This window comes from Planococcus alkaliphilus (genome assembly GCF_057031095.1).
Genome location: NZ_CM168060.1, coordinates 1,888,987 through 1,915,367, shown reverse-complemented (window position 1 = coordinate 1,915,367; position 26,381 = coordinate 1,888,987). Strand labels below are relative to the sequence as shown.

The window sequence follows — 26,381 nt, the reverse complement described above, 5'->3', positions numbered from 1 at the left end:
TCAAACGGCCGGCTTTCATTTTTGTATGGATTTTATTAATTAAGAACGAATCATTTTCGAAGGCATCACGTCGGCTGGTATGGGATTGCGGTAGGGATTTGCGGCACGAAAGGCTGCAAATTCGTGCTTAATTGCCTGAAGGCCATCGGGCTTTTCCAATAATTTTATGGCCGTGAGCGCCAAAGCTCCGGCGGCACGCAACATCGCTTTATGGGCATTGGCCGAAATTCCTTGGCTTGTCATTTGCCACGTATGGAGTGGTGTGCCGAGCGCAGCAGTGGAAGTGCTGAGCTGAGCAGTTGGTACGTTCCAGCTGACGTCCGCCACATCAGTTGAACCGAAAAAAATTTCATCGGACGGGACATATGGAGCAACGGATTCCGCCAAATATTTGCCTTCGAACTCACTGCCGTTTCCACTATACCCGAAGCCGCGCAAGCCTTCGATATAATTGGCTTGCTCTCCTTCCGAAAGAGAATTAAAGATAGCTTTGGCAAATGCTTTTTCTTCTGCCGTTGGCGGTTCCATCGTAATATCCATTAGGCTTTCATGCAGCATATTTTCAAGCGCACGGTTTGGTATGTAGTTTGAACAGGCTTTATCAAAACGAATCGCAAGCTCCGTGCCGGTCATGAGAGCGGCGCCTTCTGCAATTTGGACGACACGTTTGTAAATTTCCTCCACTTGAGTGATGTTCGGAGCCCGCACCAAGTACAAGACTTCCGCTTCCGCCTGTACGACGTTTGGCGAGGAACCTCCCGTGTTGGTAATAGCATAATGGATGCGGGCTTCAGACACGATGTGTTCTCTCAAATATTGAACACCTACGTTCATCAATTCAACAGCATCCAGTGCGCTCCGCCCAAGATGCGGAGAATTGGCTGCATGGGAAGCGAGTCCTTTGAACGTGAAATAGACTTGGTAGTTAGCAAGCGATCGCAAGCTCATGATGCTGTTAATCGGGGAAGGATGCCAAGTAAGCGCTATATCGAGTTCTTCAAAAACGCCTTCCCGCTCCAAAAACGTTTTGCCGGATCCTCCTTCTTCTCCAGGGCAGCCAAAGAATTGGACGGTTCCCGGCAGTCCGGTTTCTTCTAAATAGGCTTTTACAGCACATGCTGCCGCAAACGCACCGGTGCCGAGCAAGTTATGGCCGCAGCCATGGCCTGCATTTTCAGAAGTCGGCATATGCAAAGCTTCATTTGGAATTTGGCCAAGCCCGGACAAGGCATCAAATTCACCGAGAAAGCCGATAATGGGTTGGCCCGTTCCATAAGTGGCGGCAAAAGCTGTTTCAATCCCTCCAATGTGCCGGTTAACGGCAAACCCTTGTTTTTCGCATTGATTCGCGAGAAAAGCGGAAGACTGAACTTCCTCGTAACGAAGTTCCGGATGATGAAAAATGTATTCACTTACGCTGTTAAAATAATCTTTCTGGGCGTTTAAATAATTTTCCGTAAACTCAACAAATGACATATAAAATAGATGCCTCCTTGCAGGATTTTACTTTTTCGCGATTTCCAAACTAAGCTCTGAGATAAGGGCGCAGCGCTGAGTAAACTGGTCAAAATGAATGTGTTCATGCAGAGCATGCGGGCCATCTCCGGGGATGCCCAGTCCGTCTAGCGTCGGGATGCCTAAAGCGGCCGTGAAGTTTCCATCGCTGCCGCCTCCGGCTTTGGCTTCTGTAATCTCAATGCCCAAGCGGTTGCCGGCCAAAATGGCTTTTTGGTAAAGCACTTCGCTTTGCGAACTTTTTTCCATGGGAGGACGATTTAATTCTCCGGAAATCGTCAATTTTGCCGCTGGGTTGAAAGGCTGCAGGTTTTCAAGTGTTTCAATCAGTTTTTCAGCCTCGGCATATGTCGTCACCCGAAAGTCAATCTCCGCTTCAGCCTGTTCCGCTATTACGTTGCTGCTGGTTCCTCCTTTTATCACGCCGACATTGACGGTAGTGCCTTTAGCGTAGTCTGTCAGCTTTTCCAGGTCCACGATGTGCTTCGAAAGCTCAAGTATGGCGTTGACTCCATCTGCATGGTGATTTCCTGCATGGGCACTCTTTCCTTGCACGTGCAGCGTATATCGCCCCACTCCTTTTCGTTCTGTTTTCAACGCAAATGATCCTGAGACAGGAGGCTCCATAATAAGAACCGCATCGCATGTACCGGCCACTTTCTCAATTACCGCACGGGAGGTTCCGCTGCCGATTTCTTCATCCGCAGTAAAGAGGAACACAGGGGAAAATGGAAGCTCCCGCTGTTCTTGCTGTAGCGCGCGTACCGACCAAATCGAAGAAAGCAATCCGGCTTTCATATCAAATACGCCAGGGCCGTACAAGTCTGTGCCTTTCTCGGCAATCGGTAGGGCCCCGATATCCCATACAGTATCAAAATGAGACAAATACAAGATGCGCGGTTTTTCTGAAGCTTCATTCAGTTGAAAGAGCAGATGGCTGCCGGCGGCTTCCTGATCAAAGGTCTCCAACTTCCAGTAACCAGTTAAGCGTTTTTGGAAAAGTTCCCTTAAAATATTTCCGCATTCATCTACTTTTCCTTTATTGCGGCTTGGAGACTCCGCTTGAACCAACTTCACTAAATCTTCTTTGATCACTTCCTTGTTCGTTTCTAAATAAGTATAAAACGCATTCATTTCGCATAAACTCCTTATATTTAGTAATGTTTATACATAAACATAGATAAAAATAAAAATCAAGACAATTTAGAAAATAGTAAAAACTGTATTGACACGAAAAAAATCGACAGGTAAAGTAAGAAGAAAATATTAGGGAAAATTTCCTTAAATAAAGGAGAGGGTATGTTGAACAGCAAAATAGACGCACTTATTGAACAAAACAAAGACATGTATATTAAATGGTTAACGGATTTTTGTGAGATTCCGAGTGTAGCAGCACAGAACAGGGGGATGGCCGAAGCGGTCACTTACTTGGACAATCTATTTCAATCCGAACTTTCCGTCGAAACTGAAAAACTGCAGACGGACGGGTTTCCGGTGGTGTTTGCAGAGCTGAAAGGAAAGTCGGACAAGACGTTGAGTTTTTACAATCATTACGACGTTCAACCCGAAGATCCGGTTGAGTTGTGGCAGACTCCGGCCTTTGAACCGGATATTCGAGACGGCAAAATTTTTGCGAGGGGCGTCGCCGATAATAAAGGCAATTTGATTGCGCGGTTAGCGGCTGTCCATGCTATTCAGCAGGCGGGAGAAGAACTTCCGGTCAACCTTAAGTACATCTTCGAAGGGGAAGAAGAAATCGGCAGTTTGAATTTGCCGAAGTTTGCGAGAGAATATGCACAGAAAATCCATTCGGATGGTTGCGTTTGGGAATTCGGCTACCGTGATGCAGATGGCGCCTTGCAAGTAAGCTTAGGTGTAAAAGGGATGCTGTATGTTGAACTGAGAGCAATAGGCGCGAATACCGATTTGCATTCAGCTCAAGCTGCCATTATTGAAAGCCCGGTCTGGAAACTGGTTTGGGCACTGAATACGTTAAAAAACGAAGATGAAAAAATTCTCATTCCTGGTTTTTATGACGATATTGAACCCGTCAAGGAATTGGATGAGCAAATGCTGGCCCATTACAAATTAGATGAAGCTGCCCTGCTGAATAAGCTCGAGCTAGATCGTTTCGTCTTAGGGCTTGATGGCCATGCGTTAAAACATAAACACATTTTCGAACCGACCTGCAACATTTGCGGAATCGTATCCGGATATACCGGGGAAGGCACCAAAACGGTCCTGCCCTCGGAAGCTATGGCAAAATTGGATTTTCGTTTGGTTCCGGGACAGGATCCTGAAAAGATTCTGCAGCAATTGCGGCAGCATTTGGACGCAAATGGCTTCCATGACATTTCCATTCATGTAACCAGTTCCGAGATGGCCGCGCGAACGAAACCCGATGAAGCAATTGTAGAAGCGATGATTTCAGTAGCCAAACAGTATTCGGAGATCGAACCGAACATCGTGCCGAATACCCCGGGCACCGGCCCTATGAATGAATTGTGCCAGGCACTCGGCATTCCGTCAGCTTCTTTTGGCGTCGGGAATTTTGCTTCCAATAACCATGCACCGAACGAAAATATCAATGTAGAGGATTATATAGAAGGAATTAAAATGATTGCGGCCCTCATTTTCGAATTTGATAAGAAACTTGAAACTGAAGGAAGTGTCGACTAGATGGAATTGGCAGGAAGCAGTAAATTCTCTCAGCTAGAGCAGACGCACACAGAATGGCATCAAGCGATTTCAGCTGTCTTTAGTGAAATCGTAAAAATTCGCAGAGACCTTCGGGCACATCCTGAGCTTGCTTTCCAAGAAAGCCGGACGGCGGGCATTGTAGCCGGTCTCTTAAAAGAATGGGGCTATGAAGTACAGGAAAGAGTAGGAAAAACCGGCGTTATCGGCATATTAAAAAGTGGGGTGCAGGGGCCAGTAATGGGCCTGCGTGCGGACATGGATGCACTCCCGATGATGGACGAAATTGACAAGCCTTACCGGAGCACGAAATCTGGCATAGCGCATACATGCGGACATGACGCTCATACTTCCATTCTGTTGGGAGTGGCGAAACTTTTTTCTGAAAAAGGACTGCCTGGTGGAACTTTGAAATTGGTCTTTCAGCCGGCTGAAGAAATTGGGGAAGGGGCTGCCGCTATGATTGCTGATGGCGTACTCGAAAATCCAAAAGTCGACTTTATGGCGGGCCTGCATGTTCATCCGACGATTGAGACCGGAGAGTTTTCGGTGACGGAAACGGAATTCAGCTGCGCAGCAGTGGATATCTTTGAACTGCAAGTGACCGGAAAAGGGGGGCATGCAGCGCATCCCCATCAAACAGTGGATCCCATTATGATTGCGGCACAAATACTGGTGGCGTTGCAGCAAATCGTCAGCCGGCAAATCGATCCGCTCGATTCTGTCGTTTTGAGTTTTGGCCAAATCGAAGGCGGAAGCAAAGCGACCATCATTCCCAATTCGGTGTTGCTAAAAGGCACGGTCCGGACATTGAACCCTGAAACGAGAAGCCAAATGCCTGACCGCATCAAAGGAATTGCTAAAGGAATTGCGCGAAGTTTCGGAGGCGATTGTGAACTGGATTACCAATTTATTACGCCTTCCATAAAAATCAATTACGATGCACGGGCCTTGCTGACAGAAACCATCGGCGAGTTATTCGGTGAAGAGGCCTTAAAAACCGTTCTTCCTTCCATGGGAGGCGAAGACTTCGCCTATTATTCAGAAAAAGTACCCTCTGTGTTCTTCCGGCTAGGAACGAATAGCGGCCAAGAAACCGCCTATCCTAACCACAACACGCGGTTTGATGTAGATGAACAGGCATTTCTATATGGAATTTCTGTGCTGAGTTTACTCACGCACAATTACTTAAAGAAGAATGAGGGGGCAAAAGGATGAAGAAAAAATTATGGATGGTGCTAGTGGTATTGGCCGTGATATTAGCGGGATGTTCTGGAGGCGGAGAAAGCAGCAGTTCGGAAGGGGAAGCGCCTGTAGAGAAAAGCGATAGTCGGACCTTGACGGTTGCGTACGGAACCGATATTGTGTCGTTTGATATTCACAATCACAATGCCACTTCGACAGAAGCGGTCCACGTTAACATGTTCAACTATTTGGTGAGAAATGGAGGAGAAGAAGGATTTGTGCCGGATTTGGCAGAAAGCTGGGAAAACGTTGACGACACGACTTGGTCGTTCAAATTGAAAGAAGGAGTCAAATTCCATAACGGAGAAGACTTGACCGCTGATGATGTGAAATTCACGTTGGAGCGAGTGGCCAAGGATGATGCGTTATTGGAACATGGCAACTACAATCAAATTAAAGAAGTAAAAGTCATCAGTGACACTGAATTTGAAATTATTACGGAAAATCCGGAACCGGCGTTGCTAAACCGCCTGTCAAGAATCGGTTCCGGCATTTTGCCAAAAGATTATATTGAAACAGAAGGCTGGGAAGTGTTCCTTGAACAACCCGTGGGATCCGGCCCATATAAATTTAAGGAATGGAAAAAAGATGACCGTTTAATTCTGGAAGCCAACAGCGAGTACTTTGGCGAAGCTCCAAAATGGGAAGAATTGGTTTTCCGCAGCATTCCTGAAGATTCTACTCGCGTCTCTGAATTGTTGACAGGGGGAGTCGATGTGGCCGTCAACATTCCACCGACAGATGTGGAACGCATTAACAATACAGAAGGCGTTACGACGGTTCAGTCTCCTACACAACGCGTCATGATGCTCGGGCTGCGCACGGATGAAAACAGTGTGACGGGAGATCCGAAAGTCCGTGAAGCCATCGACTTGGCGATTGATAAGCAAGCGATTGTGGATTCTTTGTTAGAAGGTGCGGGGACGGTCACGCGCACGCGGGTTACTCCGGGGAACTTTGGAGCAAATGAAGACTTGTACGGCCAAACCCTATACGATCCGGAAAAAGCCAAACAATTGCTTGAAGAAGCAGGCCTTGCAGAAGGTACGGAGATTACCTTAAGTGCACCCAATGGGCGTTACTTAAAAGATAAAGAAACTGTCGAATTGGTATCGGCTATGCTTTCTGAAGTGGGAATTAACGTTAACTTGGAATTGCTCGAATGGAGTGCATTCAACGAAAGATACCAAGAGAAAAGCTTTAACGAAATGTTCTATATCGGTTACGGAAACTCCATGTTTGATGCCTCGCTTGCATTGGAGCGATTAACCATCGAACAAGCAGCAGGCGAAACCGACTACGACAATCAAGAAGTAAATGACCTGTTGATAGCGGCTGAACAAAATATGGATGTGGAAGAAAGAGCGCAGCAATACCAAAAAGCGCAAGAACTCATTGCCGAAGATCGTCCGCAAATCTATATGTTCCAGCTAGATGCAATTACAGGAATAAACGATCGACTCGATTACGAGCCACTTCTGAACGAAATGTTCTATGCAGATTCCATAACATTAAAGTAAAAAAAGGGGGCCAGCCCCCTTTTTTCAATAGGGAGTGTTCGAATGAAATACTTTTTGCAAAACTTGGTAAAAACAATTCCTGTGCTGCTTCTGATTACCTTAATTGTCTTTCTGTTAGTTCGGGTGACTGGCGATCCTGTATCGCTTATGCTGCCGGAAACGGCCAGTGAAGAAGAACGGGAGTCGCTGCGGGAATCCATGGGATTTAATGATCCCTTGTACGTCCAGTACTTTTCTTATCTGGGGGATTTGGTGACCGGGGATTTTGGAGACTCCTTCCGCTACAACACGGATGCCCTCAATCTGATTCTGGAAAGGCTGCCGGCGACGATTGAATTGGCGATTGTATCCATGATCATCGCTGTCCTCATTTCGGTTCCGCTTGGGATATGGTCTGCAGTAAAACGCAATAGCTTCATTGATTTGTTTATAACGGGAGCCGCAGTGCTCGGCAAAGCAATGCCAAGCTTCTGGCTTGGGATTATGCTGATTTTGCTGTTATCAGTAACGTTCCAGATTTTCCCGGTTTCTGGAAGGGGGACGTTCTGGCATTTGATCTTGCCGGCGTTGACGCTCGGAACGGGAATTGCGGCGGAAATGACCCGCTTGATCCGTTCCAGCATGCTGGAAATACTCGGTCAGGATTTTATCCGGACGGCGAGAAGCAAAGGTTTGGGTGAGGCAATTGTCGTGAACAAGCATGCGTTTCGGAATGCGCTGATTCCTGTGGTCACAATCATGGCACTTCAAACGTCGACCCTGATTGGCGGCACGTTGATCACGGAAACTGTATTCGCTTGGCCAGGCCTCGGCCAGTTGCTCGTGCAATCTGTCAACTTGCGGGACATGGCCGTCGTTCAGGCAGCCACATTCATCATCGCTATTTTTGTTATTTTAAGCAATCTCATTGCGGATTTGATCTACCGGCTGCTGGATCCGCGCATTAAATACGATTAAAGGGGGGCGCATCATTGGCTCAAATTACAGAAAATGCTACCAATCAAGAACAAGTGAAATCCAAAACCTCCTTTAAGAAACTCGCGAAGCGGCTGCTCAGGAGCAAAACCGGAATGGTCGGACTGGTGATTGTTGTGGCCGTAGTGCTGATGGCTATTCTTGCTCCTTTGTTGGCGCAGCATGATCCGGCGAGAACCGATGTCATCAACCGTTTGCTTCCGCCTTTTTGGGCAGAAGGAGGAAATCCTGATTTTTTGCTTGGAACAGATAACTTAGGGAGAGATATTTTAAGCCGGATCATTTACGGTTCGCGCATTTCTTTGCTGGTCGGGATTAGTGCCGTTTTGCTTGCCGGAGCCATTGGCATGGCGCTTGGGTTAATCGCCGGCTATTATGGGAAATTTTGGGATTTTCTCATTATGCGTTCGGTTGACGCGCTGCTGGCGATTCCGAATATTTTGTTTATGCTCATCATTTTAGCCGTTATGGGGCCAAGTCTCATCACCTTGATTTTGGTGCTCGGCGGAACGTCCTGGGTGGTTTATGCCCGAATGGTCAGAAGTGAAACGTTGAGCATTAAAGAACGCGATTATGTCCGTTCTGCCAAAGCCATTGGCGCAAAAAATTTCCGCATCATCACAAAATACATTTTGCCCAATGTCATGTCGTCCTTCATTGTCATTGCCACATTGAATGTAGCAACTACCATTATTTTGGAAGCCAGTTTGAGTTTTTTAGGCCTCGGCATCCAACCGCCTGACGTGTCATGGGGATTGATGTTGAGCGATGGCAGAGAATATATTGCGACCAGCTGGTGGGTGGCGACGTTCCCCGGAATCGCCATAACGGTAACGGTCCTCGGGGTGATTTTCCTGGGGGATTGGCTGAGAGACGTGCTAGATCCGAAAATTAAAGATTAGGGAAAGCAGGTGGCAAGATGAATAAGAGCCTTTTGACCGTAGACGATTTGAAAGTCCGGTTTAAAACAGAAGATGGCTATGTATCCACGGTAAACGGCGTGACGTTCTCGGTGGATAGTGGAGAAACGCTTGCGATCGTCGGGGAATCCGGAAGCGGAAAAAGTGTGACTTCTTTGGCATTGATGGGCATTTTGCCGGCCAATGGCGAAGTTTACAATGGCAACTTGTCATTTGAAGATAAAGACTTGCGGAATTTAAGCAAAAAACAATACCGGGCGCTTCGAGGCAACGAAATCTCGATGATTTTCCAAGAGCCGATGACCGCACTGAATCCCGTCTTCACGATCGGCAATCAATTACGAGAGACTTTAATGCTGCACAACAAATTAAACAAAGAACAAGCACAAAAAAGAGGCATCGAAATGCTTCAACTAGTAGGAATTCCCGATGCTGAAAAAGTGATGGGCCGGTTTCCACATCAATTATCTGGCGGTATGCGGCAGCGCGTCATGATTGCCATGGCGTTGTCGTGCAATCCGAAATTGCTAATTGCGGACGAGCCTACTACGGCACTGGACGTAACCATTCAAGCCCAGATTTTAACGTTGCTGCGCGAGTTGAAAGAAAAATCCAATACCAGCATTATCATTATTACCCATGATCTCGGCGTAGTGGCCGAATTAGCCGACCGCGTCATAGTCATGTACGCAGGAGAAGTCGTAGAAGAAGCGCCAATTCTTGAACTTTTTGAGAATCCGCTCCATCCCTATACGAAAGGGCTGATGTCTTCTATTCCTAAAATCCATGAAGTGGTGGATGAACTGTATTCTATTGAAGGCACAGTTCCCAATCCTTCCTCTATGCCTTCCGGCTGTAAATTTTATCCCCGTTGCCCATTAGGCGACATCGAGTGCACGAAAATTCATCCGCCGCTTGAATATGTTTCGGCCACCCATGCGAAACGCTGCATCAAAGTTCAAAGACAGGAGGAGCGTTATGAACTCGATTGAACAGAAAGTGATCATGGAAGTCAAAGGGTTAAAAAAGCATTTTGACATTTCCAAAGGGTTTATCAAAAAAACGCATTCCAAAGTTAGAGCAGTGGACGGCTTAAACTTTCAGGTGTATGAAGGGGAAACGCTGGGCATTGTAGGCGAATCGGGATGCGGCAAATCCACGACCGGTTCGTTGATGCTCGGGCTGCTGGATGCGACGGAAGGCCACATTTATTTTCAAGACGAAGATTTGGCCCATATGACGCAAGAGGAATTGCGAAAAGCCCGGCGCGATCTTCAAGTGATTTTTCAAGATCCTTATTCATCGCTCAATCCCCGTATGACAGTCGAGCAGCTTGTTGGCGAGCCCTTGGTCGTCCACGGGTTGGCTTCCGGAAAAGAATTAAAGCGGCAAGTGACGGAATTGCTTGAACTTGTTGGATTAAGAGAAGATCAGATGAAACTGTACCCCCATGAATTCAGCGGCGGCCAGCGCCAGCGGATCGGCATAGCACGGGCGCTGGCGCTGAAGCCAAAAGTCATCGTCTGCGATGAGGCAGTTTCAGCACTCGATGTATCGATCCAAGCCCAAATATTAAATCTGTTGAAAAAGTTGCAGAAAGAGCTGAATTTGACGTATATTTTTATAGCCCACGGATTGCCGGCTGTACGCCATATAAGTGACCGCATCGGCGTGATGTACTTAGGGAAAATGGTCGAATTGGCATGGCGCGATGAATTGTTTATTAATCCGCTCCATCCATACACGCATGCTCTCCTGGATTCCATCCCAATTCCGGATCCGAAGCTCAGGAAAGAACATACCGTGGTAAAAGGAGAAATTCCAAGCCCGAGCAACCCGCCTCCGGGCTGTCCGTTCCACCCGCGATGTCCGAAAGCTACGGAAACCTGCAAAGTGGAGATGCCCGAATTTCGGGAAATTGTCCCGCTGCATTTTGTGGCTTGCCATCACCCGATGGTGAACGAAGATACAGCCGTGGTACCAAATGCTTCAGAAGCAGATTGAAAAGGTGATGAATTAATGAAAGTTCGAATTGGCGCAATCGGCCCACCCGATTCGTTGCGGAATATACGAGAAGTGGCAAGTTTGGATCCGCGTATTGAACTCGTGGAGTTTGCCTATTTTGGTTCCGAGCAGCTGCCGGAAATTCTCGGAAAGCATCGCTATGAAGTAAAGCAATGGATTTTTTCAGGACAAGCCCCGTATTATTATTGCCTGGACAACGGATTGATCAGTGAAAAAGAAGCATCTTATCCGCCGTTGCATGGCATGGCCCTCCTCGGAACCTGCTTGCAGGTAATGCAGGAGAAAGACAAGTTCATCTCTCGGATGAGCTTGGATACCGTTGATAAGCCCACAGTTAAATCTTTATTTACAGAATACAACATTGACAAGATTTCTTTTGAATTGTTGTCGTATGAAGGGTACAAAGATTACGATGAAATTATCAATTTCCATGTTGAAAATTATCGATCTGGAAAAGTGGAAATTGCCTTAACCTGTTTGTTAAAAGTTTACCTTGCTCTGCAAAAACTAGGCATTCCTTGTTATCGGGTGGTGCCGTCCAAATTGGCGATCAAAACGGTATTTGACCTTCTTGTATCCCGGGCGCAAAGCCACGTCTACGAAAAGCAAAAAGTTGCCATTATCGGCTTCCAGCTGTTTGAAGAAGGAAAAGCTGCCAAAAAGGCTGTGTACAGCTTTACAGAAAAACAAAAAGAGCTAGAATTGGAGCAGGAATTGCTTCAGCTTGCTAAAAAATTAAACGGCTCCTTGATTAACAAAGGAAGCGGCGTCCATTTTATTTATACGACGCAAGGCGATTATGAACTCCTGATTTCCGAGCAATCCTTTTATAAATTCGCTACGGAGATCAAAATGCGCACGTCGCCGAATCTTCACATTGGTGTCGGTTCCGGCTATACGATCTATGACGCAGAGCAGCATGTGCAACTGGCTTTTGAACATGCTGCAGAAGCGGACAGCGGCGAAATCGTCGCGGTAAACGAAGAAGGAACGCCCTATAACTTAATCGAAAGGCAGTTTGCAGAGGGATCACGAAGCCTTCAGCTTCCGGCTTATTGGAAAACTGTGTTAAAGGAGCACAATTACCGGGAGCATATTCCGATGAAAGTGTATCAATACGTCAAACTGAAAAATATGACCTCATTTACGAGTGACATCATGACGGTGCTGTTGAAAAATACGGACAGGAATTCAAGAAGAATTCTAAGTGAGCTGGAGAAAATGAACTTGATCCGGGCGATACCGGAAGAAAGCAATTCAGGAAAACGAGGCAGGCCAAAGAAAATTTATGAGCTGGTGATGGAAGAAAAGCAATGATTGCTAAAGAAGCTCTTTTGACAAATAACAGAATGCAATTTATTGATAAAAAAGTTGATTGGTTCACCCCGCAAACTCGTATCGGAACGAGCTTGCGGGGTGTTTGCTTTGGCGAAAACCATACAAGAGCAGAGGAGAAAACTCGAATGCAAATTGAAAACTTCTAATCGATCGAAACCTTTCTATCATTAAGTATGCTGCAAAAGATTTTAAGACAAGGCTGATTTCTGCTCAAATCCAATTTGCAGACAGGCAATGAGTTGAAATGAGATGCGGATGAAAATGTGATAAAATTATAAAAAAACAATTTTAGATTGATGGATTTTTACGCAGTTGAAACAGCCTAACTAAAAATGAAGAAAGGAGAGCTAAATATGAAGAACGTAACCCCATTTTTAATGTTCCAAGGCGGCGTTGCGGAAGAAGCCATGGATTACTACACATCACTCATCGAGGATTCAGAAATTAAAACCATCACGCGGTACGGAGCGGAAGGGCCGGGAAAAGAAGGAACTGTCTTCCAGGCGGTATTTTCGTTAAAAGGCCAAGAGTTCATGTGCATCGACAGTTATGTTGACCACAAGTTTACGTTTACCCCCTCTTTTTCCATTTACCTGATATGTGATTCCAAAGAGGAAATTGAGAGCTTATACGATAAGTTAATGGAAAACGGCGAAGCTCTCATGCCTTTAGATAACTACGGATTCAGCAAAAAATTCGGCTGGTTAAACGATCGGTTTGGCGTATCTTGGCAGCTGAATTTGCCGGAATGATTTCGTATAAATTGAAGTGCAAGAAATTTTAAAGCGAACGCTAATCTAGCAGCATGGATTAGCGTTTTTTCATACAATGAAGTTGATTTTGCTTTAAATACCGATACTTGTAGGGTTTATACACCAATTTATTAAGTTTAAGGAAGCCTTGTAGGGGATTTTTATTGGATGTAAATATAACCATTATTCTAAATGGTTTTGGATTAGAAAATATGAGAGGCATCATTTATATATGGAGCCCAATCAAGAGAAGTAAATTCATTTGAAATTCCTGCTCTTTTATTTAAACAAGATAGAGAAGAACTAACTTATTTACTAGAAGGGGTGAGATAAGAAGGTGAAAAAGCGGAAAACCATTATCGGCTCATTGCTTGCTATTATCGTTTTACTATTCTGTTTTTATTTGTTTACGGTGGCCCCAGTTCAAGAGCGTCCTTCCTCGAATGAAGAGCTCTCTGTAGAAATGGAGCAGAAAGAATATCCAGCCAACGCCAAGGAAGTAACCATTCTCATCCAAGCAAAAGCAGAGGGGGCTGCAGGCGGGGAGGGCATCTTCCTTGAAAAGAAACGGTTTGGGATATGGTGCAGATTTCCGCTAAAAGAAGCGTCAGAGAACCCCATTATAACGACTTTTTCGATTCATGAAGCCTCTCGGAAGACGTTGCCAGTGGATCTATTGAAAAACGAATTGACACCCGGGGAGTACTGCGCTGTTTATTTCACAGTCGCAGCACCTTTTAGTGTAGTTGAATAAAAAGCGAGAACATCTTAACTTGTAAAAATAATTTATTACAAGCTTCATAGGCTTTTAGAATCGAAAACTGAATAGTGTTAATTTTGTATCTTTCATGTTAAAATTATATCGATTAAAAGTACGATGGGAGGCGTTGATCGTGGTTCAAAAAGATCCTTTGGAAAAAGAAGAATTCCAAAACGCCCAAGATTCTGCCGAACCTGTCAATCCACTGGAGCATGATCACTCTATGCACCACAGAGATGGTTTAGTGGAACCGAAAGTCAAGGAGTATGTGCCGCTCGAAGTCGGGATTGTCGTGTTCACGATTATTGTTTTAGGGGTAATCTTTGTCGGATTATTTTCGGATATGTGGGGATTGATGTAGTGACGAATGAAAAGCAGACGATTACTGCAAGACAAATAAGGATGCGCCCAAACTGATCTGTGATTTGCTTTTTAATGAAAGCAAGATCAAAATTTAAGGTTCTATTAACGAAATGTCCGAATCTGCGCAACGCACAGACTCGGGCATTTTTTATTGGCAGCATTATTCAAGTTTCTTCTTACTGCGAAAACGGAAACCTTAAAATATGACTTGGAGCGTCTGGAACAACAGGAACAGGTTCAGCAAAATGATTATCGAAGCGACGGACCAGACAAAAACCTTTGTCAGCCAATGGTTGACTAAACTGGCCATGATTTTTAGGTTACTGGTGAAAATAGAAGCCACATTAGGAAAAAACGCAACTTAAATAATCCGATTTATTAAATTTTTTTGTTGTTAAATGAAGAGCGTAATGGCAACTATTTAAAGAGAACGCCGCCAGAGGAAGCGTTGTATAATTGATTTTTATCCATTTGTTTATTGAATTCCGGCTTATAATCTATGATAAACTTTGGGTATGTAAAATTTTAAAATAGAGCGGTAAGCCAATCTTTCTCTGTAGTGCAAGAGGAAGGAATGCAGAAAATCAAAGTGGATTGAGGTTTTGTAAATGAATGATCAAACGTTAAAATTCTGGAATGATTATTGGGCAACTCAAGAGCAAGCTCCTGACAAGGAAGCGGAGGCATTTCAATTCGGAAATGATGCGGATTGTCTCGCCAGTTTAGTGGTGGAAGGCAAAAAAACCGCAACTTGTTCGGCTCACATCTTATATGAATTGGAGAACGAGCCCCTCCCTCAAGTTGGCCAATACAATATCGTTTTAGATTCGAAAGAGATGCCTGTTGCCATTATTCAAGTGGTCGACGTGAGTATTTTACCGATGAACGAAGTTCCAGAAGATTTTGCTTTAGCTGAAGGAGTGAAGGACTATGCCTACTGGTGGAATGCGCATGAAACGTTTTTCAAAGGAGAATTGGCAGAGCGGGGACTAACTTACTCTGAATTAATGCCGCTCGTATGTGAGCGGTTTGAAGTAGTATATAAATCTTTAGACAGGAGGGAAGAAGCTTAAAATAGCTTCTTCTTTTTTACTCCTTAGCAAAGAAACCAAATAAGGTTGTTCCATAAAAAATCCTAAAAGGAATGAGGGACTTTGGATGCGCACGAAAAAAGGATCCACCACATTTTTAAAAGTACTAATCATCTTGGTTGGAATTGCCATAGCTGCTCTTGGAATCTTCTGGTTGCCTGGATTTGCCATTGACGATGCCAAGGCACATCCAAAAACAGCGCATTTCCTGATTCCTTTTTTAATTTGTGCCTACGGTTTCGCCATTGCATTCTCCATTGCGCTATTCCATGCATTTAAACTATTAACCTATATTGAGAGAAACAATGCTTTCTCTGTACTGGCGTTGAAGTCCTTAACCGTTATCAAAAAATGCGCTATTGCGGTCATTTGTTTGATTCTGCTTGGAATAGCAAGCCTTATGGTGCTGGCAAGAACAACAGGGGAAGATTCCACAGGTCCCATTTCGCTGAGTCTAATGAGCATTTTTGCTGTAAGTGTCATTTTCGCCATTTTAGATGCTCTTCAAAAGCCAATAAAGAATTGTCTCGAAACAAAATCGAAAGACTAGAAGGCTGCCGATTTGGCAGCCTTCTAACTATGGATGGAAAAGAAGTTCCAAATTTTAATAAAAATGAAACCCATATCGATTTACCCCCGTCTTAGGGAGGGTCAAAATAAAGTTAAAAAGGAGGGATGGAAGTGACTGAGCCGGAAAAGAGTGGCCTTATCAATCATCAATAAAGATCAATGGCTGAAAGGTTTGATGGATGAATACGGAGAACGCCTGACAAAGCTTTCTTACACCTACCTCCGTAATTGGGGAAAAGCACAGGAAATTGTGCAAGACGTTTTTATAACTTGTTATCAGCAATACGATACATACAGAGATATTCAATCCTATAAAGCATGGAATGAAAGCTGAAATTTTAAGTTTCTATAAATTTATAAAAAAGACCAAAAGCGATCTTTACGAGGAAGATCGCTTTTATGGTTAAGTTCTGCGTCAATCCGATTTCAACTTCGAATACATATTCACATCGAAAAATTGCTGGTTTATTTTTTCGGATTGCCTTTGGGTTCCTTCGAAATGGAAATTCAGTTTTTTTAACAAATGGATTGAATTTTTGTTAAGCGGATCGACTTTGGCTTCAATCCGGTTAAGGCCCATTCCGTAGAATGCCTGATGCAATAGGGCGGCAACGGCCTCAGAACCAAAACCGCATCCCCAAAAGTGCCGGCTGAGGTCATAAGCAATTTCAGCTTTTGCATTTTCGGAATCCACATAGTTAAAGCCGCATGAACCGATAAGCTCTTTTGTTTCCCTGATAAAAATAGAATAGCGAATGGCTTGCCTGTTCCGGTGCAGCCGATCAAACAGCTGGATTATTTCCTTTGCTTGAGCTTCGGATGTAAAAGGATCAATATTCATGAACCGGGTCACTTGTGGATCGGACCAAAGTGCAAAGAGCGCAGAAGAATCTGCGGCCTCCATTTTTCTTAACATCAATCGTTCGGTGTTCATTTCTGTAATCAATAGTTTTCCCTCCATTTTTTCGTTCTCTGAGGTAATCACTTTGACATCTGCGCATAATTCAGTCCCTTCCATGAAAAGTTATTCCTAGTATAGGATAGGGGAATGTGAGGTGCAAGGGGGAGGTTGGGACCGAAGTTACCGAATGAAATTTGCTTTCTTGGGTTGTAAATATTTATAAAAATGTAAAAAATACCATAATTAATAGTAATTTATTTTTACAATCGGTATAATTATTTTAGTAGTAAATACCAGGAAAGTGAAGCCAAAAAGAAAAAATAGAGGAATTTAAGCTTAGGGGGAGATGTGAGAAGTGAAAAAGATCTTATGGGTTCTTGCAGGTTGTTTCGTTCTTTTCTGTCTCATTGGCTTCGCTTTTCAAAAACCGAAAGACCTCATCGCTGATTTTATTTTTACAATGGCGGTAGAACAAGTGGCAGCTGATTCAAAGGAAGAGCTTCTAAAACCATACAAACAAATAGCAGCGCATAAACATTCAACACTGTATTTTACAGAATCAGATGAGAACCTAATTGCGCTTACAAAAAATGCTCTCGATCGAGGAATGGAACTCAATAAGAAGTTCGTCGGTTCTTATGATGAGCCTGTTGATCTTGTCCTGTTAAAAAACAAAGAAGATATGGAGCGAATCGATATGAGTTTAGGCAACGGCCTCTATTCGCCCCAAATGAACTTGATCGTCATCGTTCCTGAAGACAGAGAAGCTTTAGCCGCTGGACCGGGTCCAATGAATTGGGAATTCAATAAGCAAGTTATGCATGAATACACTCATTACATTCTTGGACATAAATTTCAGGAACTTAAAATTAAACCGGAAGAAATTCCTTCTTGGCTAGCGGAGGGGTTTGCAGAATACATTGGGAGTGAAGAAAATAGCGTCACGGTCATGGAGCAGGAACGGCCTCCTTTAACTGCACTTTCGACGCAGGACCAGTGGCAAACGTTGGATGCTGATCCAACAGCCAATATCTACCTGCAGTCCTATATAGCAGTCCGCTATTTGATCCATACATACGGAGAACAGGTCATTTTGGATCTATTGAACGAAACTCAGATCACTCATGACTTCGATCAGGCGTTTAAGAAAGTGACAGGATTAGAAATCGACGAACTCGAGTATTACGATGAGAATGATATAGGGATATGAAAGGGGGCAGCGCTATGAATCGATTTATCTTGCCGCATATGTATTTATTTTTTGGGATACTCCTGTTTATATTAGCTGAGAATGTAGTCTATTCAGGAACTTTGTATGCCATAGCCCTAATGATTTCGATAATTTGTGTGCTAGTTGGGCTCGTCTGGAATATTGGGTTGCTATTGTACCGTGAGTAAAAGAAGCAATTCTAACTTTTAAAAGAAAGCTCTTTTGAGTTTAGAAGAATTAACTTCAACCTTCTTTCTCTACAAACAGTTCTTTTGCATAACAAGTTCGTGGCTCAGTATCGACACAGGAATCTTCTAAATTCGCTTTTGCTTTTTCTTGTATACGCAAATCTTGTTTTTCGAATTTATTCTTTTGGAAATCACTAATGCTAGTATGTTCACTAACAACCAGCCACATTTCTTTCTCATTTTCTTCAAGCCCTTGGGATAATTCCAAAAGTACTTTATCAGAGTAAGTTTCTGTGATGATTCCTGTCACATCATAAGTGGAAGGATCCGATAAACTATTAGCTTCTTCAGATCCTTGGCAGCCGCTCAATAATAGAACAAATACAAGAGCCTGTTTTTTCATCCTGCTATCTCTCCATTTCGTCAGTATACGTGAAAACTTTTCATTTTATATTAGATGATAAACAGGTTGGTGTCTTGCAGGAGGGAATGATCGGGCAGTTTTTCTGAGAGCGGCAAGCGCAGACGTCTGTATGTCGTTAATTTAATGAGCAGTATAGTGTGACTTGTTCCACTTGATCATTTTTCTCGCTATAATCATTGGAAGAGAATGTATTTTTTGAATATTTTATGTTTAATCAGTAAGGGGTGTCTAATGGAGAAAACAAACAGCTATACTTATTTTGCTATTAAAAGTAATGGCGAATTTGACAATGGATTTGTTGCGTATAAAAAAGGAATCTTTAATCCAAAAGAAATAACTTGGATGCTTGGGATTCAACCCTTTAGCAGTTGGGCTTATGGTGATAAAAGGATCGATGGTTCTGTATACCGTTTCTCGACATGGAGCGCTGAAAAGTCTGAGGCGGGAAGACTGGATGTAGAAGCCCAGTGCAAAGAAACCATCCGGAACCTCAAAAACAAAATCCCCCAATTACTTCAAATAAAAGAGCGATACGATGTAAATTTTATACTCACCATCGTTCCAAGTATTTATGGAGACGAACAACCTTGGCTTTCCTTTGACGAAGAAATCATTGAGTTTTGCTATTTAACTGGCACTACTATCGATGTGGATATGTATATCTTTTCGCTCGTGGATGGTAATGAAGAAGAGATGGAAAGGAGTTAACGATGCGAGTCCCATGATATGAAACAATTGGGCCGGCAATGAAAATGCCCGATGCTAAATTTAGCGGAACCTTACTGATTCCAGCTTTTCATTTTTACGAAGAATATAACGATGTTTTTGATAAGATTTCATCTTTGGACATGACCTTGATTCCAGAAGAAGAGAAATCTTTTGAAGTGATTTTAAAATTTGTCAATGTCTCGTCACTTCATTTAACTGGCTTTGGAAATGCTTATAACCAGTTATTAGGATTCCACATAACGGATTTAAAAGAGTATAGGGTTGAAAAGGAGCGCCGTTATTTAATTGAGGACTATGAAGACGATTCAGTGAGTTTCTATTGTGAAAGGATAGAAATTTTAAATGAAGCAACAGAGAATTAAAAAAACGGATTATGGAAAGCTTATGGATAACAGCAAACTGCGCTTACGAGAAGACGAGAATGGAATCACGGTGCGGATTGGCAAATACAATGTTCCGGAATCAATTCAGTACATCCAAATAAATCAAATTAAAAATGTAGAGATTTCCGAATACTATCAAGCGTCTCAAATCGATTTTCTCAGCGATTGCTCAAGCATCGAATCGGTAGGATTGTACGGACCAAATGTGAACGATTTAAGCGGCCTCTATGAGTTGGAGGCATTAAAATCTCTGTCAATCGGTGACCTTGTGCCGGTCTCTTCCGTAGATTTTAGCCAGCTTTCTTGGTTGGAAGAGATATACGGCACGCTGCCGCCTAAAGCCAAAGCGATTGGCAGTCTCCATCATTTGAAAAGCATGAAGATTTGGAGCTATAAGCCGAAAGGGAAAAATCTAGAGGAATTTAGAAGCTTGAAAGCACTTGAGAAATTAGAGCTCATTACTTCCAATATTACTTCTTTAGACGGCATTCAGGGGTTAACCCAGTTGCAGCACTTGGAGTTATATGGAATGAGAAGCTTAAAAGACATCGAAGCGATCCAGGAACTTTCGAGCAATTTACGATCACTTTCAATGGAAGGTGTAAAAAACATTCAAAACTTATCGCCGATTGGAAAAGTCCAGTCGCTCGAACAATTGGATCTCAATAACTGCGGAACCATACCATCCATCGGGTTCATTAAGCAACTACCTCGCTTGAAAAGCATGCAATTTTGGGATACGACGGTCCTCGACGGCGATGTTTCACCATGCATCAATTTGGACTACGCGTATTTTACGAATAAAAAGCATTATTCCCATCGGCTAAAAGATGGATATCCACCGACGTTTATCGAGAAACCTAAGCGGAATGAGGCAGGAGAAGCTGCTTCGGCAGCCCAGCTTTTGCCTACGGATGCATGGAGAATACGGATGGAGGAAGAAAATCTGGCGGCCGTTGCTGACGTGCTCGAAGATTATCAAAAGAAGCTTTTACGTCTTCACGATCCTTCTGAAAAGCAAATCTTAAAACAAGTAGAAAAAACAGTGCTCCGTTTAAATGCCTTAAATGATCAATACGATTACTTCATAGAGACGATGGAGCGGGAAGAGCTGCAGGAGTTTCTTATGGAAAAAGCACAGGAAGCCGGGTTGGAGACGGAAGAGGACGTTACCGAAGAATGGCGCGAATGGTAAGGGAAGCTTTCCCAAAAAAGCGAAGAAAAGCAGGAGGGAACCAGACTACGCCTCTTTGCCTTTCTTCGCTTTTATTTTCCTATAAATTACATAACCCGCATTTAGAAAGAACAGAACGATGGCTGATATTAAGAAACCGAGTATTCCTGTCAGATTAGGCCCTGTTATCAAGTAGAAGATTGAGCCTAAAATAAACGCTGTAAAGCCGGCCAAGCTAAGTTTCCATTTGGAATTTTCGATTCTCGACATCGTTCTGTTCCTCCTTTTAGGCTAATCACTCGTTAAGTAATTGCAACATATCTTTTGGTTCCGCCAATACGTAGTCAGCGGATTCAAATCCTTTTCGCCGCTTCGCACCCCATAACGCAAGCGCGAATTTCACGCCTGCCTCCTTAGCGCATTGCATGTCATAGACCGAATCGCCAATGTATAGAGCTTCGTTTGGAGGCGCGTTCAATTTCGCTAAACAAAGCAATAACGGATCCGGATGCGGTTTATGATTTTTGGTGTCATCTGCGCAGACGATCTGTTCAAAATTAGAAGTTAACCCAAACGGTTCGAATTCATCTGCCAATTGCTGCTTTGTTTTTGACGTGACAATTCCTGTTCGAACCGGGATTTCCGGCAACGACTGTATCACTTCTCGCAAGCCTTCAAAGACCTCTACTTCATGCGAAAATTCCAATACGGCTTGCGACCATTTTGAATGGACACGCTCCATATCGTCAACTTTCAGTTTTCTTAAGGTTTCTTGTCCGGGGATGCCCAGCGCAAAACGTAACTCTTCTATCGGATACGCATGGCCTTCTTCTCGCAAAACTTGGTCCAGTGATTTTAAAATGGCCCGTTCCGTATCCAAAATCGTTCCATCCACATCAAAAATTACATATTTAAACAACTAAAATCCTCCTTAATAATGGCAACTTTTTTTGACAGGCAGCTATTGTTCGAACGTGATTTCGTTTGTTCCTTGTAAAGTGGCGAAATGGCTCAATAATTCATTTTGATGGTTGATGATTTGCTTGGCGGTGAAGTCGTCAGAATCCCATGTACCATGGGCATCTTTCACAAGAACTACATCAAACCCCAAATCGCTCGCACGGCGAGTCGTCGCAGCAATGCAATGTTCGGTCTGGTTTCCGCCTATTACGAGTTTCTGTATGCCTTCATTTTTCAAGGTTTCTGACAGCTCGGTTTCTTGGAAGGAATCCGCAGCCCACTTCTGGATGACGACGTCGCCTTCTTCCGGCGTGAGGGAGGAATGGATTTGCCAAAAATCCGTGCCTTTTACGAGCCCGGCATCGTTATGCTGCACATAAATGACCGGAACCTTAGCTGACCGTGCTTTTTGAAGAAGGGACTGCAGATTTTCGAGCAGTTTCTCGCTTTGATCGACAGGGTTGGCAGCATCGAACATCTCATTTTGAGCATCAACGATTAAGAGCGCAGTTTTAGACATCCGGCATTCTCCTTTTCATGAAAACGTTTTCTTTATATTACAAAGGATTTGCTTAATTGTATAGCTTTCATTTATTCCGTGAGACACGAATTATTAGAGGTGATCAACTGAAAGACAGGAAGAAAAGTAAAGGGTTAACTTATTCTCCTTTATTAATTGTGTATGGCAAAATTAAAAAGGTGAAGGCAAATGAAAAGACATCGATAAATACGTTCTGGCTTACGGCTTCTTTTGTGCTTATCACTTGGAGTATTGCTGTTTTATCTTCTGCCGGTATTTATTAATCCTGAAAATCAAAGTACAACATTCAATTGCGCGTCTGCTTGGTTTTGCTGTCTTCTTTTTGGTTGATTCTGCGCATAAACCAATAACAAATGCTTATGAAAACCGTGATATATAATGAACGGAAAATGTTATATCGAAGATTCAACTCGTTATTATTAAGGGTTTAAATTTATTCCAAAGGAGGATTAAACAATGATGAGGATAAAAAGCAAACCCGTCGACGAATTGACTATAGAAGATTTGAAACAATTTCCCATTTGGGACTGGGCAATCGGTTCAGAAGGCGAGGAAGGGCAGGACGAAACTTGGGTCCAGCCAGCTGAAACCACTAATTTCACAGCAGTCTTAAACGGCTCAATTGTCCTGGGCGAAGCTATGATAAACGACAAAGAATTGTTTCCGCTCTTGTGCAGCCTGGATACTGAAGGACAGGAAGCATTCATCAGTTCCATCGTTCTCTATGACAAAGAACGCGCAGCCTACTATGCGATTGAAGACAAGATTAAGCAGCTCGATTTTCTAGTAGCCATCACGATTCACCTGCAGATCAATGGAGTGTTAAGGAAACTCCACTTTAGTGCCACTAAAGTGGATCTCTATAAAAATAAGGTGAGTACCGATTTGTTTTAAAACTGTGTAAAAGCAATTATTAATCCGAAAGTGTATTGGCACGCTGTTTCAGTTGCTTTACTAGTTTCTAAAATCATCTTTTTTATTTCCCAAATTTAGCTAGCTATCTTTATCCGTACTTAATATACTTGAAAGAACGGCCAGTCTAGTATTTTTATGACATTTAGACACTTGAAATTAGGTGTGAGGAGAAGAAAAGAATGAGCAGAATCGACCAAGGATATTTCTGTAAGACTTGCGGTGAATATCATGCAGCGCTGCCAATGAGCTATGGGAGCCCACTGCCTGACTATTGTCTGGACATTCCTGAAGAAGAGCGGGAAAGCCGGATTGAGGCGAATGATGATTTATGCATTGTGGATGAGGAATACTTCTTCATGCGAGGAGCGATAGAAATTCCGGTAACGGGCGGAGACCATCCGTTTATCTGGAACGTCTGGGTTTCGCTAAGTGAAGCTAATTTTGATCAGACACTGGAATATTGGGAAACGGAAGGGCGGGAACAACAACTGAGCCCCATGTTTGGGTGGCTGTCCACTTCCATTCCGTGTTATCCAGAAACGTTGGAACTAAAGACGATGGTCCATACGCGTTCAGTTGGAATGATTCCGTTCATTGAACTCGAGCCAACGGATCACCCGCTGGCGATGGAGCAAAGAAATGGCATGACCCTCGACCGGATCCAAAAGATTGCGGAAGAACTCTGCCATAATGAGAAGTGAGGAGACCAATCGTTTTCGAATTTTGTTTTTAAAGAAGGAGGCACTAAATGACCTGGCATCAAATGGACGATTCTACAGCAATCGCAGATTTTATGGAACTTTTCGGCGGTTTTCATGACAGCTGCTTGAAAGAGCTTTACATGTGGACCGAGACGTTTGTGGATGAGGATCTCGATATGAGTATGTCGACTGATTTAGATGCTTGCGCGCGGATTTTATTTCAACGACAAGCGCCAGCGCCATCCGCAGTCGAATTGCTCTTTAAAGGCGTCACGAATTTTCATATTTGTCCTTCATCAAAAAATAGTGATCCGGTTATTTATAGCGCTAAGTTAATGGCATACGACGGACAGTTTTATTGGGCACAAGACGAAGATTGGCAAATTGATCAGCCGTTTCGTCACTCGGTTAGCTGGATTTCCGCACAAGAAGTTTACTGGCGTGACGCCAGTTCCTGGATGGGTGAAAGGCAACGGTATGGCGTATTGAGGGTTGAGGAGTAAAAATATTGGAAATAGCGGAGTGCGTGGAACTGCACGTTCCCGTTAATTAAGTGAACAGCAAAATCTCATGCTTCTAAATTGAAAGGGATGTACGATGTTTCAAAAAAAGCAAAATTCAGATCCGGAGAGGCCTGTGATATACGTTCCCGTTCTATATACATTATTCTTAGTGGTCTCTCTAATACGTATAATTCACAATGTATATACCAATGACACCGAAAATCTAGTAAGGAATACCTTGTTCGCCATCGGCTTCTTTTTCCTTTCGCTTATCACTTGGATTATTTACAAAAAGCATTCTGCCTTATTTCAAAAAGCTTCACATTCGGTGCACCGATGAGGATCCTGGAATCTACAAGCTGCCAGACATAATGGAGAGAAGGCAGCGTGAACGGATTCGTTGAAAGAATGAAATCTAGCAGTTGGGATTTAATCTGTCAATGAACGAATATAGATGTGTTTTTATAGGGAGGAATTTGCATGTTAAGCGGCGTTGGGCTTGATTTTTATGTTGCTAATACCCGAGGTGAAGTTTTACATTCTGAAAAACACGTGAAATTTGAAGAAGAACTTCAAGCTTTTTTGTTGGAAAAGGAGGGTTATCCAGCAAAAAGCTTCGGCCTTCTTTTAAATCTTGACCAATATAAGGACCGGGTGTTTTCAGCTAGAGAGGTGGAGGAACTGGTCCTCATTTGTGAGGAGCTGCTTCAAGAATATGACATCCATACTGAGAGACAGTGGGAGGTAAATGAACGGATAAGGGGAATCAATGCATTCGCTAAAGAATTAAAAGCGCTTTGTTTGAATGCGCTCGATAATAGCAAAAAAGTAATCGCACTGGGAGATTGAAGTGCCGATAAAAAAGGGTGATATATTGAAGAAGTTTGAGAAAATGTTGTTGGCTATTGATAAATCTGAGCTTAATTGCCACGGCAGTAAAGGAAGCTGGCTCTATCTTGCGAGTAAAAAGGATACGAAGAAGCGATTGTTCCGCCTTCCAAGAGAGCATTATTACTTCGTCTCATTGGATGACCAGCGCATGCCCTGCGAGATTGGCGTAGTTAAAAAATTGTCAGAGCCTATCACGGCACTGGAACTGGCTGCAAAGGATTATGAAAGCAGAAATATGGATCCTGTAAGTTTGAATGATGAAGTGATAAAAGAATATGAACAGTTTTTAGAAAAAGTAAACGCGCAACCCGAACATACGCCAATGGCAGCGACTTGGCTAGAAAAACCATTATCGAATACAAGGCAACTGAGAGTTCATAAAGTGTTTTTTACGGGTCTTACGACAGAAGAGAAAAAAGAACTGTTTGAAAAGTGACGTGGGTACATGAAACATCGCTATAAGCGACCAGGAGAATGGAGAAACTTATGGAAATATGGATACCTTGGCTTGCGACTGTATTGTTCGGGTACTTTGGGCTCGTTAGCTTCTATGCAGGAGTGAAGCCATATCAAGAAAATGAAGAGCGGGGGTTTGATGACGCTTTTTCGTACAGCGATGGGCCGTTTGCGATTATCGGACTGTTTTTTGCTTTTGTTTTATGGGGGAGCAAAAAATTATTTTCGCCAGCGGTTCAGCTGATTGTTTTTAGAGGAGTCGCACTTGCGACGGCCTTATTCATGATGGGGCTGATTTATTTGTTTTGGCATTTGTATTTCAATTAATTAGAGATTTGAAGGCATCATGTGAAAGAATTTAACTTGAACTGGATTCTCTTGCTTTACTTCAAATTTAAAAGGAGGTTCCCTTGAATAGTATTTTATCAAAAGCAATTTATTGCATAATCGCTTTTGGTCTGTTTCTTTTTTTCCTCAACCTATATGGCTGGATCGAAAATGCTTATTTGCCGTTTACTGTGCAAACGCAGCTCATCTCGCTCATGGTTGTGCTTCCCGTTCTTGCGGTTGTTTCGTTTGTGTTGTCCAGTGTGATTGTGAACAGGTGGAAAGCGTGATGAGGAAGCAGCAAAGA

At 43.3% G+C, this 26,381-nt stretch carries 34 protein-coding genes; 27 read left to right on the top strand and 7 right to left on the bottom strand.

What is annotated here, in order from left to right; translation table 11 throughout:
* Nucleotides 1-39: 39 nt before the first annotated feature.
* Both AC2EXB_RS10265 and AC2EXB_RS10260 read right to left on the bottom strand, forming a co-directional pair.
* Entirely contained in the window at nt 40-1,476 is a 1,437-nt protein-coding gene (locus tag AC2EXB_RS10265) for an amidohydrolase (protein WP_483601278.1), read from the bottom strand.
* A 27-nt stretch (nt 1,477-1,503) separates the two neighbouring features.
* Entirely contained in the window at nt 1,504-2,649 is a 1,146-nt protein-coding gene (locus AC2EXB_RS10260; RefSeq protein ID WP_483601277.1) for a M20 family metallopeptidase, read from the bottom strand.
* A gap of 165 nt (nt 2,650-2,814) precedes the next feature.
* On the opposite strand from AC2EXB_RS10260, the gene AC2EXB_RS10255 reads away from it, so the two are divergent.
* From AC2EXB_RS10255 to AC2EXB_RS10185, 15 genes are all read left to right on the top strand, one after another.
* Nucleotides 2,815-4,194, top strand: coding sequence for a M20/M25/M40 family metallo-hydrolase (locus AC2EXB_RS10255; protein WP_483601276.1), 1,380 nt, complete (start codon nt 2,815-2,817; stop codon nt 4,192-4,194).
* Nucleotides 4,195-5,430: a M20 metallopeptidase family protein gene (locus AC2EXB_RS10250; protein WP_483601275.1), complete on the top strand. Its 1,236-nt coding sequence runs from the start codon at nt 4,195-4,197 to the stop codon at nt 5,428-5,430. It abuts the gene before it with no gap.
* Complete coding sequence (locus tag AC2EXB_RS10245) at nt 5,427-6,977, top strand: ABC transporter substrate-binding protein (protein WP_483601274.1); 1,551 nt, start codon at nt 5,427-5,429, stop codon at nt 6,975-6,977. Before AC2EXB_RS10250 ends, AC2EXB_RS10245 begins: the two co-directional genes overlap by 4 nt.
* Before the next feature lie 42 nt (nt 6,978-7,019).
* Complete coding sequence (locus tag AC2EXB_RS10240; RefSeq protein WP_483601273.1) at nt 7,020-7,934, top strand: ABC transporter permease; 915 nt, start codon at nt 7,020-7,022, stop codon at nt 7,932-7,934.
* 53 nt (nt 7,935-7,987) lie between these two features.
* Nucleotides 7,988-8,854 carry an ABC transporter permease gene (locus AC2EXB_RS10235; protein WP_483604738.1) on the top strand — a complete coding sequence of 289 codons (867 nt, stop codon included), beginning with the start codon at nt 7,988-7,990 and terminating at the stop codon, nt 8,852-8,854.
* Between the two features lie 17 nt (nt 8,855-8,871).
* A complete protein-coding gene (locus AC2EXB_RS10230) occupies nt 8,872-9,864 on the top strand; it encodes an ABC transporter ATP-binding protein (RefSeq protein ID WP_483601272.1) in 993 nt (330 codons plus the stop codon).
* On the top strand, nt 9,851-10,876 hold the full coding sequence (locus AC2EXB_RS10225) for an ABC transporter ATP-binding protein (protein ID WP_483601271.1): 1,026 nt from the start codon (nt 9,851-9,853) through the stop codon (nt 10,874-10,876). The genes AC2EXB_RS10230 and AC2EXB_RS10225 overlap by 14 nt, the downstream gene beginning before the upstream one ends.
* Nucleotides 10,877-10,891: 15 nt before the next feature.
* Nucleotides 10,892-12,214 carry a hypothetical protein gene (locus AC2EXB_RS10220; protein ID WP_483601270.1) on the top strand — a complete coding sequence of 441 codons (1,323 nt, stop codon included), beginning with the start codon at nt 10,892-10,894 and terminating at the stop codon, nt 12,212-12,214.
* Entirely contained in the window at nt 12,211-12,381 is a 171-nt protein-coding gene (locus AC2EXB_RS10215; RefSeq protein ID WP_483601269.1) for a hypothetical protein, read from the top strand. The genes AC2EXB_RS10220 and AC2EXB_RS10215 overlap by 4 nt, the downstream gene beginning before the upstream one ends.
* Nucleotides 12,382-12,588: 207 nt before the next feature.
* Nucleotides 12,589-12,987, top strand: coding sequence for a VOC family protein (locus tag AC2EXB_RS10210; RefSeq protein ID WP_483601268.1), 399 nt, complete (start codon nt 12,589-12,591; stop codon nt 12,985-12,987).
* 337 nt (nt 12,988-13,324) lie between these two features.
* Nucleotides 13,325-13,741: an immunoglobulin-like domain-containing protein gene (locus tag AC2EXB_RS10205; RefSeq protein ID WP_483601267.1), complete on the top strand. Its 417-nt coding sequence runs from the start codon at nt 13,325-13,327 to the stop codon at nt 13,739-13,741.
* Nucleotides 13,742-13,880: 139 nt separating this feature from the next.
* The gene (locus tag AC2EXB_RS10200; protein WP_246808960.1) at nt 13,881-14,108 is read left to right on the top strand and encodes a hypothetical protein; all 228 of its coding nucleotides are present in this window, start codon (nt 13,881-13,883) and stop codon (nt 14,106-14,108) included.
* Between the two features lie 610 nt (nt 14,109-14,718).
* Nucleotides 14,719-15,183, top strand: coding sequence for an ASCH domain-containing protein (locus tag AC2EXB_RS10195; RefSeq protein ID WP_483601266.1), 465 nt, complete (start codon nt 14,719-14,721; stop codon nt 15,181-15,183).
* 85 nt (nt 15,184-15,268) lie between these two features.
* The gene (locus tag AC2EXB_RS10190; protein ID WP_483601265.1) at nt 15,269-15,751 is read left to right on the top strand and encodes a DUF2975 domain-containing protein; all 483 of its coding nucleotides are present in this window, start codon (nt 15,269-15,271) and stop codon (nt 15,749-15,751) included.
* A gap of 150 nt (nt 15,752-15,901) precedes the next feature.
* A complete protein-coding gene (locus AC2EXB_RS10185) occupies nt 15,902-16,105 on the top strand; it encodes a sigma factor (RefSeq protein WP_483601264.1) in 204 nt (67 codons plus the stop codon).
* A gap of 81 nt (nt 16,106-16,186) precedes the next feature.
* Here the strand turns inward: AC2EXB_RS10185 and AC2EXB_RS10180 are convergent, their stop codons facing one another.
* Nucleotides 16,187-16,717, bottom strand: a complete 531-nt coding sequence (locus AC2EXB_RS10180) for a GNAT family N-acetyltransferase (protein WP_483604737.1) — start codon at nt 16,715-16,717, stop codon at nt 16,187-16,189.
* Between the two features lie 310 nt (nt 16,718-17,027).
* Here AC2EXB_RS10180 and AC2EXB_RS10175 point away from each other — a divergent pair, with 310 nt between their 5' ends.
* A complete protein-coding gene (locus AC2EXB_RS10175; protein WP_483601263.1) occupies nt 17,028-17,882 on the top strand; it encodes a peptidase MA family metallohydrolase in 855 nt (284 codons plus the stop codon).
* Between the two features lie 14 nt (nt 17,883-17,896).
* Nucleotides 17,897-18,070 (top strand): hypothetical protein, encoded by a 174-nt coding sequence (locus AC2EXB_RS10170; RefSeq protein ID WP_483601262.1) that lies wholly within the window; start codon nt 17,897-17,899, stop codon nt 18,068-18,070.
* A gap of 55 nt (nt 18,071-18,125) precedes the next feature.
* Here AC2EXB_RS10170 and AC2EXB_RS10165 read toward each other — a convergent pair whose 3' ends face one another.
* Nucleotides 18,126-18,473 (bottom strand): hypothetical protein, encoded by a 348-nt coding sequence (locus AC2EXB_RS10165; protein WP_483601261.1) that lies wholly within the window; start codon nt 18,471-18,473, stop codon nt 18,126-18,128.
* 252 nt (nt 18,474-18,725) lie between these two features.
* On the opposite strand from AC2EXB_RS10165, the gene AC2EXB_RS10160 reads away from it, so the two are divergent.
* Genes AC2EXB_RS10160 through AC2EXB_RS10150 form a run of 3 tightly spaced genes read left to right on the top strand, consistent with a single transcriptional unit; the run spans nt 18,726 to nt 20,801 of the window.
* Nucleotides 18,726-19,202 carry a DUF4279 domain-containing protein gene (locus AC2EXB_RS10160; RefSeq protein ID WP_483601260.1) on the top strand — a complete coding sequence of 159 codons (477 nt, stop codon included), beginning with the start codon at nt 18,726-18,728 and terminating at the stop codon, nt 19,200-19,202.
* Nucleotides 19,203-19,246: 44 nt separating this feature from the next.
* A complete protein-coding gene (locus AC2EXB_RS10155; protein ID WP_483601259.1) occupies nt 19,247-19,585 on the top strand; it encodes a hypothetical protein in 339 nt (112 codons plus the stop codon).
* Entirely contained in the window at nt 19,566-20,801 is a 1,236-nt protein-coding gene (locus AC2EXB_RS10150) for a leucine-rich repeat domain-containing protein (RefSeq protein WP_483601258.1), read from the top strand. The genes AC2EXB_RS10155 and AC2EXB_RS10150 overlap by 20 nt, the downstream gene beginning before the upstream one ends.
* 45 nt (nt 20,802-20,846) lie before the next feature.
* Here the strand turns inward: AC2EXB_RS10150 and AC2EXB_RS10145 are convergent, their stop codons facing one another.
* The 3 genes from AC2EXB_RS10145 to AC2EXB_RS10135 are packed head-to-tail and all read right to left on the bottom strand — an operon-like array spanning nt 20,847 to nt 22,260.
* The gene (locus AC2EXB_RS10145; protein ID WP_483601257.1) at nt 20,847-21,050 is read right to left on the bottom strand and encodes a hypothetical protein; all 204 of its coding nucleotides are present in this window, start codon (nt 21,048-21,050) and stop codon (nt 20,847-20,849) included.
* Nucleotides 21,051-21,075: 25 nt separating this feature from the next.
* Nucleotides 21,076-21,699, bottom strand: coding sequence for an HAD family hydrolase (locus tag AC2EXB_RS10140; protein WP_483601256.1), 624 nt, complete (start codon nt 21,697-21,699; stop codon nt 21,076-21,078).
* A gap of 42 nt (nt 21,700-21,741) precedes the next feature.
* Complete coding sequence (locus AC2EXB_RS10135) at nt 21,742-22,260, bottom strand: cysteine hydrolase family protein (protein WP_483601255.1); 519 nt, start codon at nt 22,258-22,260, stop codon at nt 21,742-21,744.
* A gap of 477 nt (nt 22,261-22,737) precedes the next feature.
* On the opposite strand from AC2EXB_RS10135, the gene AC2EXB_RS10130 reads away from it, so the two are divergent.
* The 7 genes from AC2EXB_RS10130 (at nt 22,738) to AC2EXB_RS10100 (ending at nt 26,364) form a co-directional block, all read left to right on the top strand.
* On the top strand, nt 22,738-23,175 hold the full coding sequence (locus tag AC2EXB_RS10130; protein ID WP_483601254.1) for a hypothetical protein: 438 nt from the start codon (nt 22,738-22,740) through the stop codon (nt 23,173-23,175).
* A 200-nt stretch (nt 23,176-23,375) separates the two neighbouring features.
* Entirely contained in the window at nt 23,376-23,897 is a 522-nt protein-coding gene (locus AC2EXB_RS10125; protein WP_246808945.1) for a DUF2199 domain-containing protein, read from the top strand.
* Between the two features lie 47 nt (nt 23,898-23,944).
* Nucleotides 23,945-24,400 carry a hypothetical protein gene (locus AC2EXB_RS10120; RefSeq protein ID WP_246808944.1) on the top strand — a complete coding sequence of 152 codons (456 nt, stop codon included), beginning with the start codon at nt 23,945-23,947 and terminating at the stop codon, nt 24,398-24,400.
* 480 nt (nt 24,401-24,880) lie between these two features.
* A complete protein-coding gene (locus AC2EXB_RS10115; RefSeq protein WP_246808943.1) occupies nt 24,881-25,249 on the top strand; it encodes a hypothetical protein in 369 nt (122 codons plus the stop codon).
* Between the two features lie 25 nt (nt 25,250-25,274).
* Nucleotides 25,275-25,727 carry a hypothetical protein gene (locus AC2EXB_RS10110; protein ID WP_246808942.1) on the top strand — a complete coding sequence of 151 codons (453 nt, stop codon included), beginning with the start codon at nt 25,275-25,277 and terminating at the stop codon, nt 25,725-25,727.
* Between the two features lie 50 nt (nt 25,728-25,777).
* A complete protein-coding gene (locus AC2EXB_RS10105) occupies nt 25,778-26,074 on the top strand; it encodes a hypothetical protein (RefSeq protein WP_246808941.1) in 297 nt (98 codons plus the stop codon).
* 83 nt (nt 26,075-26,157) lie between these two features.
* A complete protein-coding gene (locus AC2EXB_RS10100) occupies nt 26,158-26,364 on the top strand; it encodes a hypothetical protein (protein ID WP_246808940.1) in 207 nt (68 codons plus the stop codon).
* Nucleotides 26,365-26,381 lie beyond the last annotated feature (17 nt).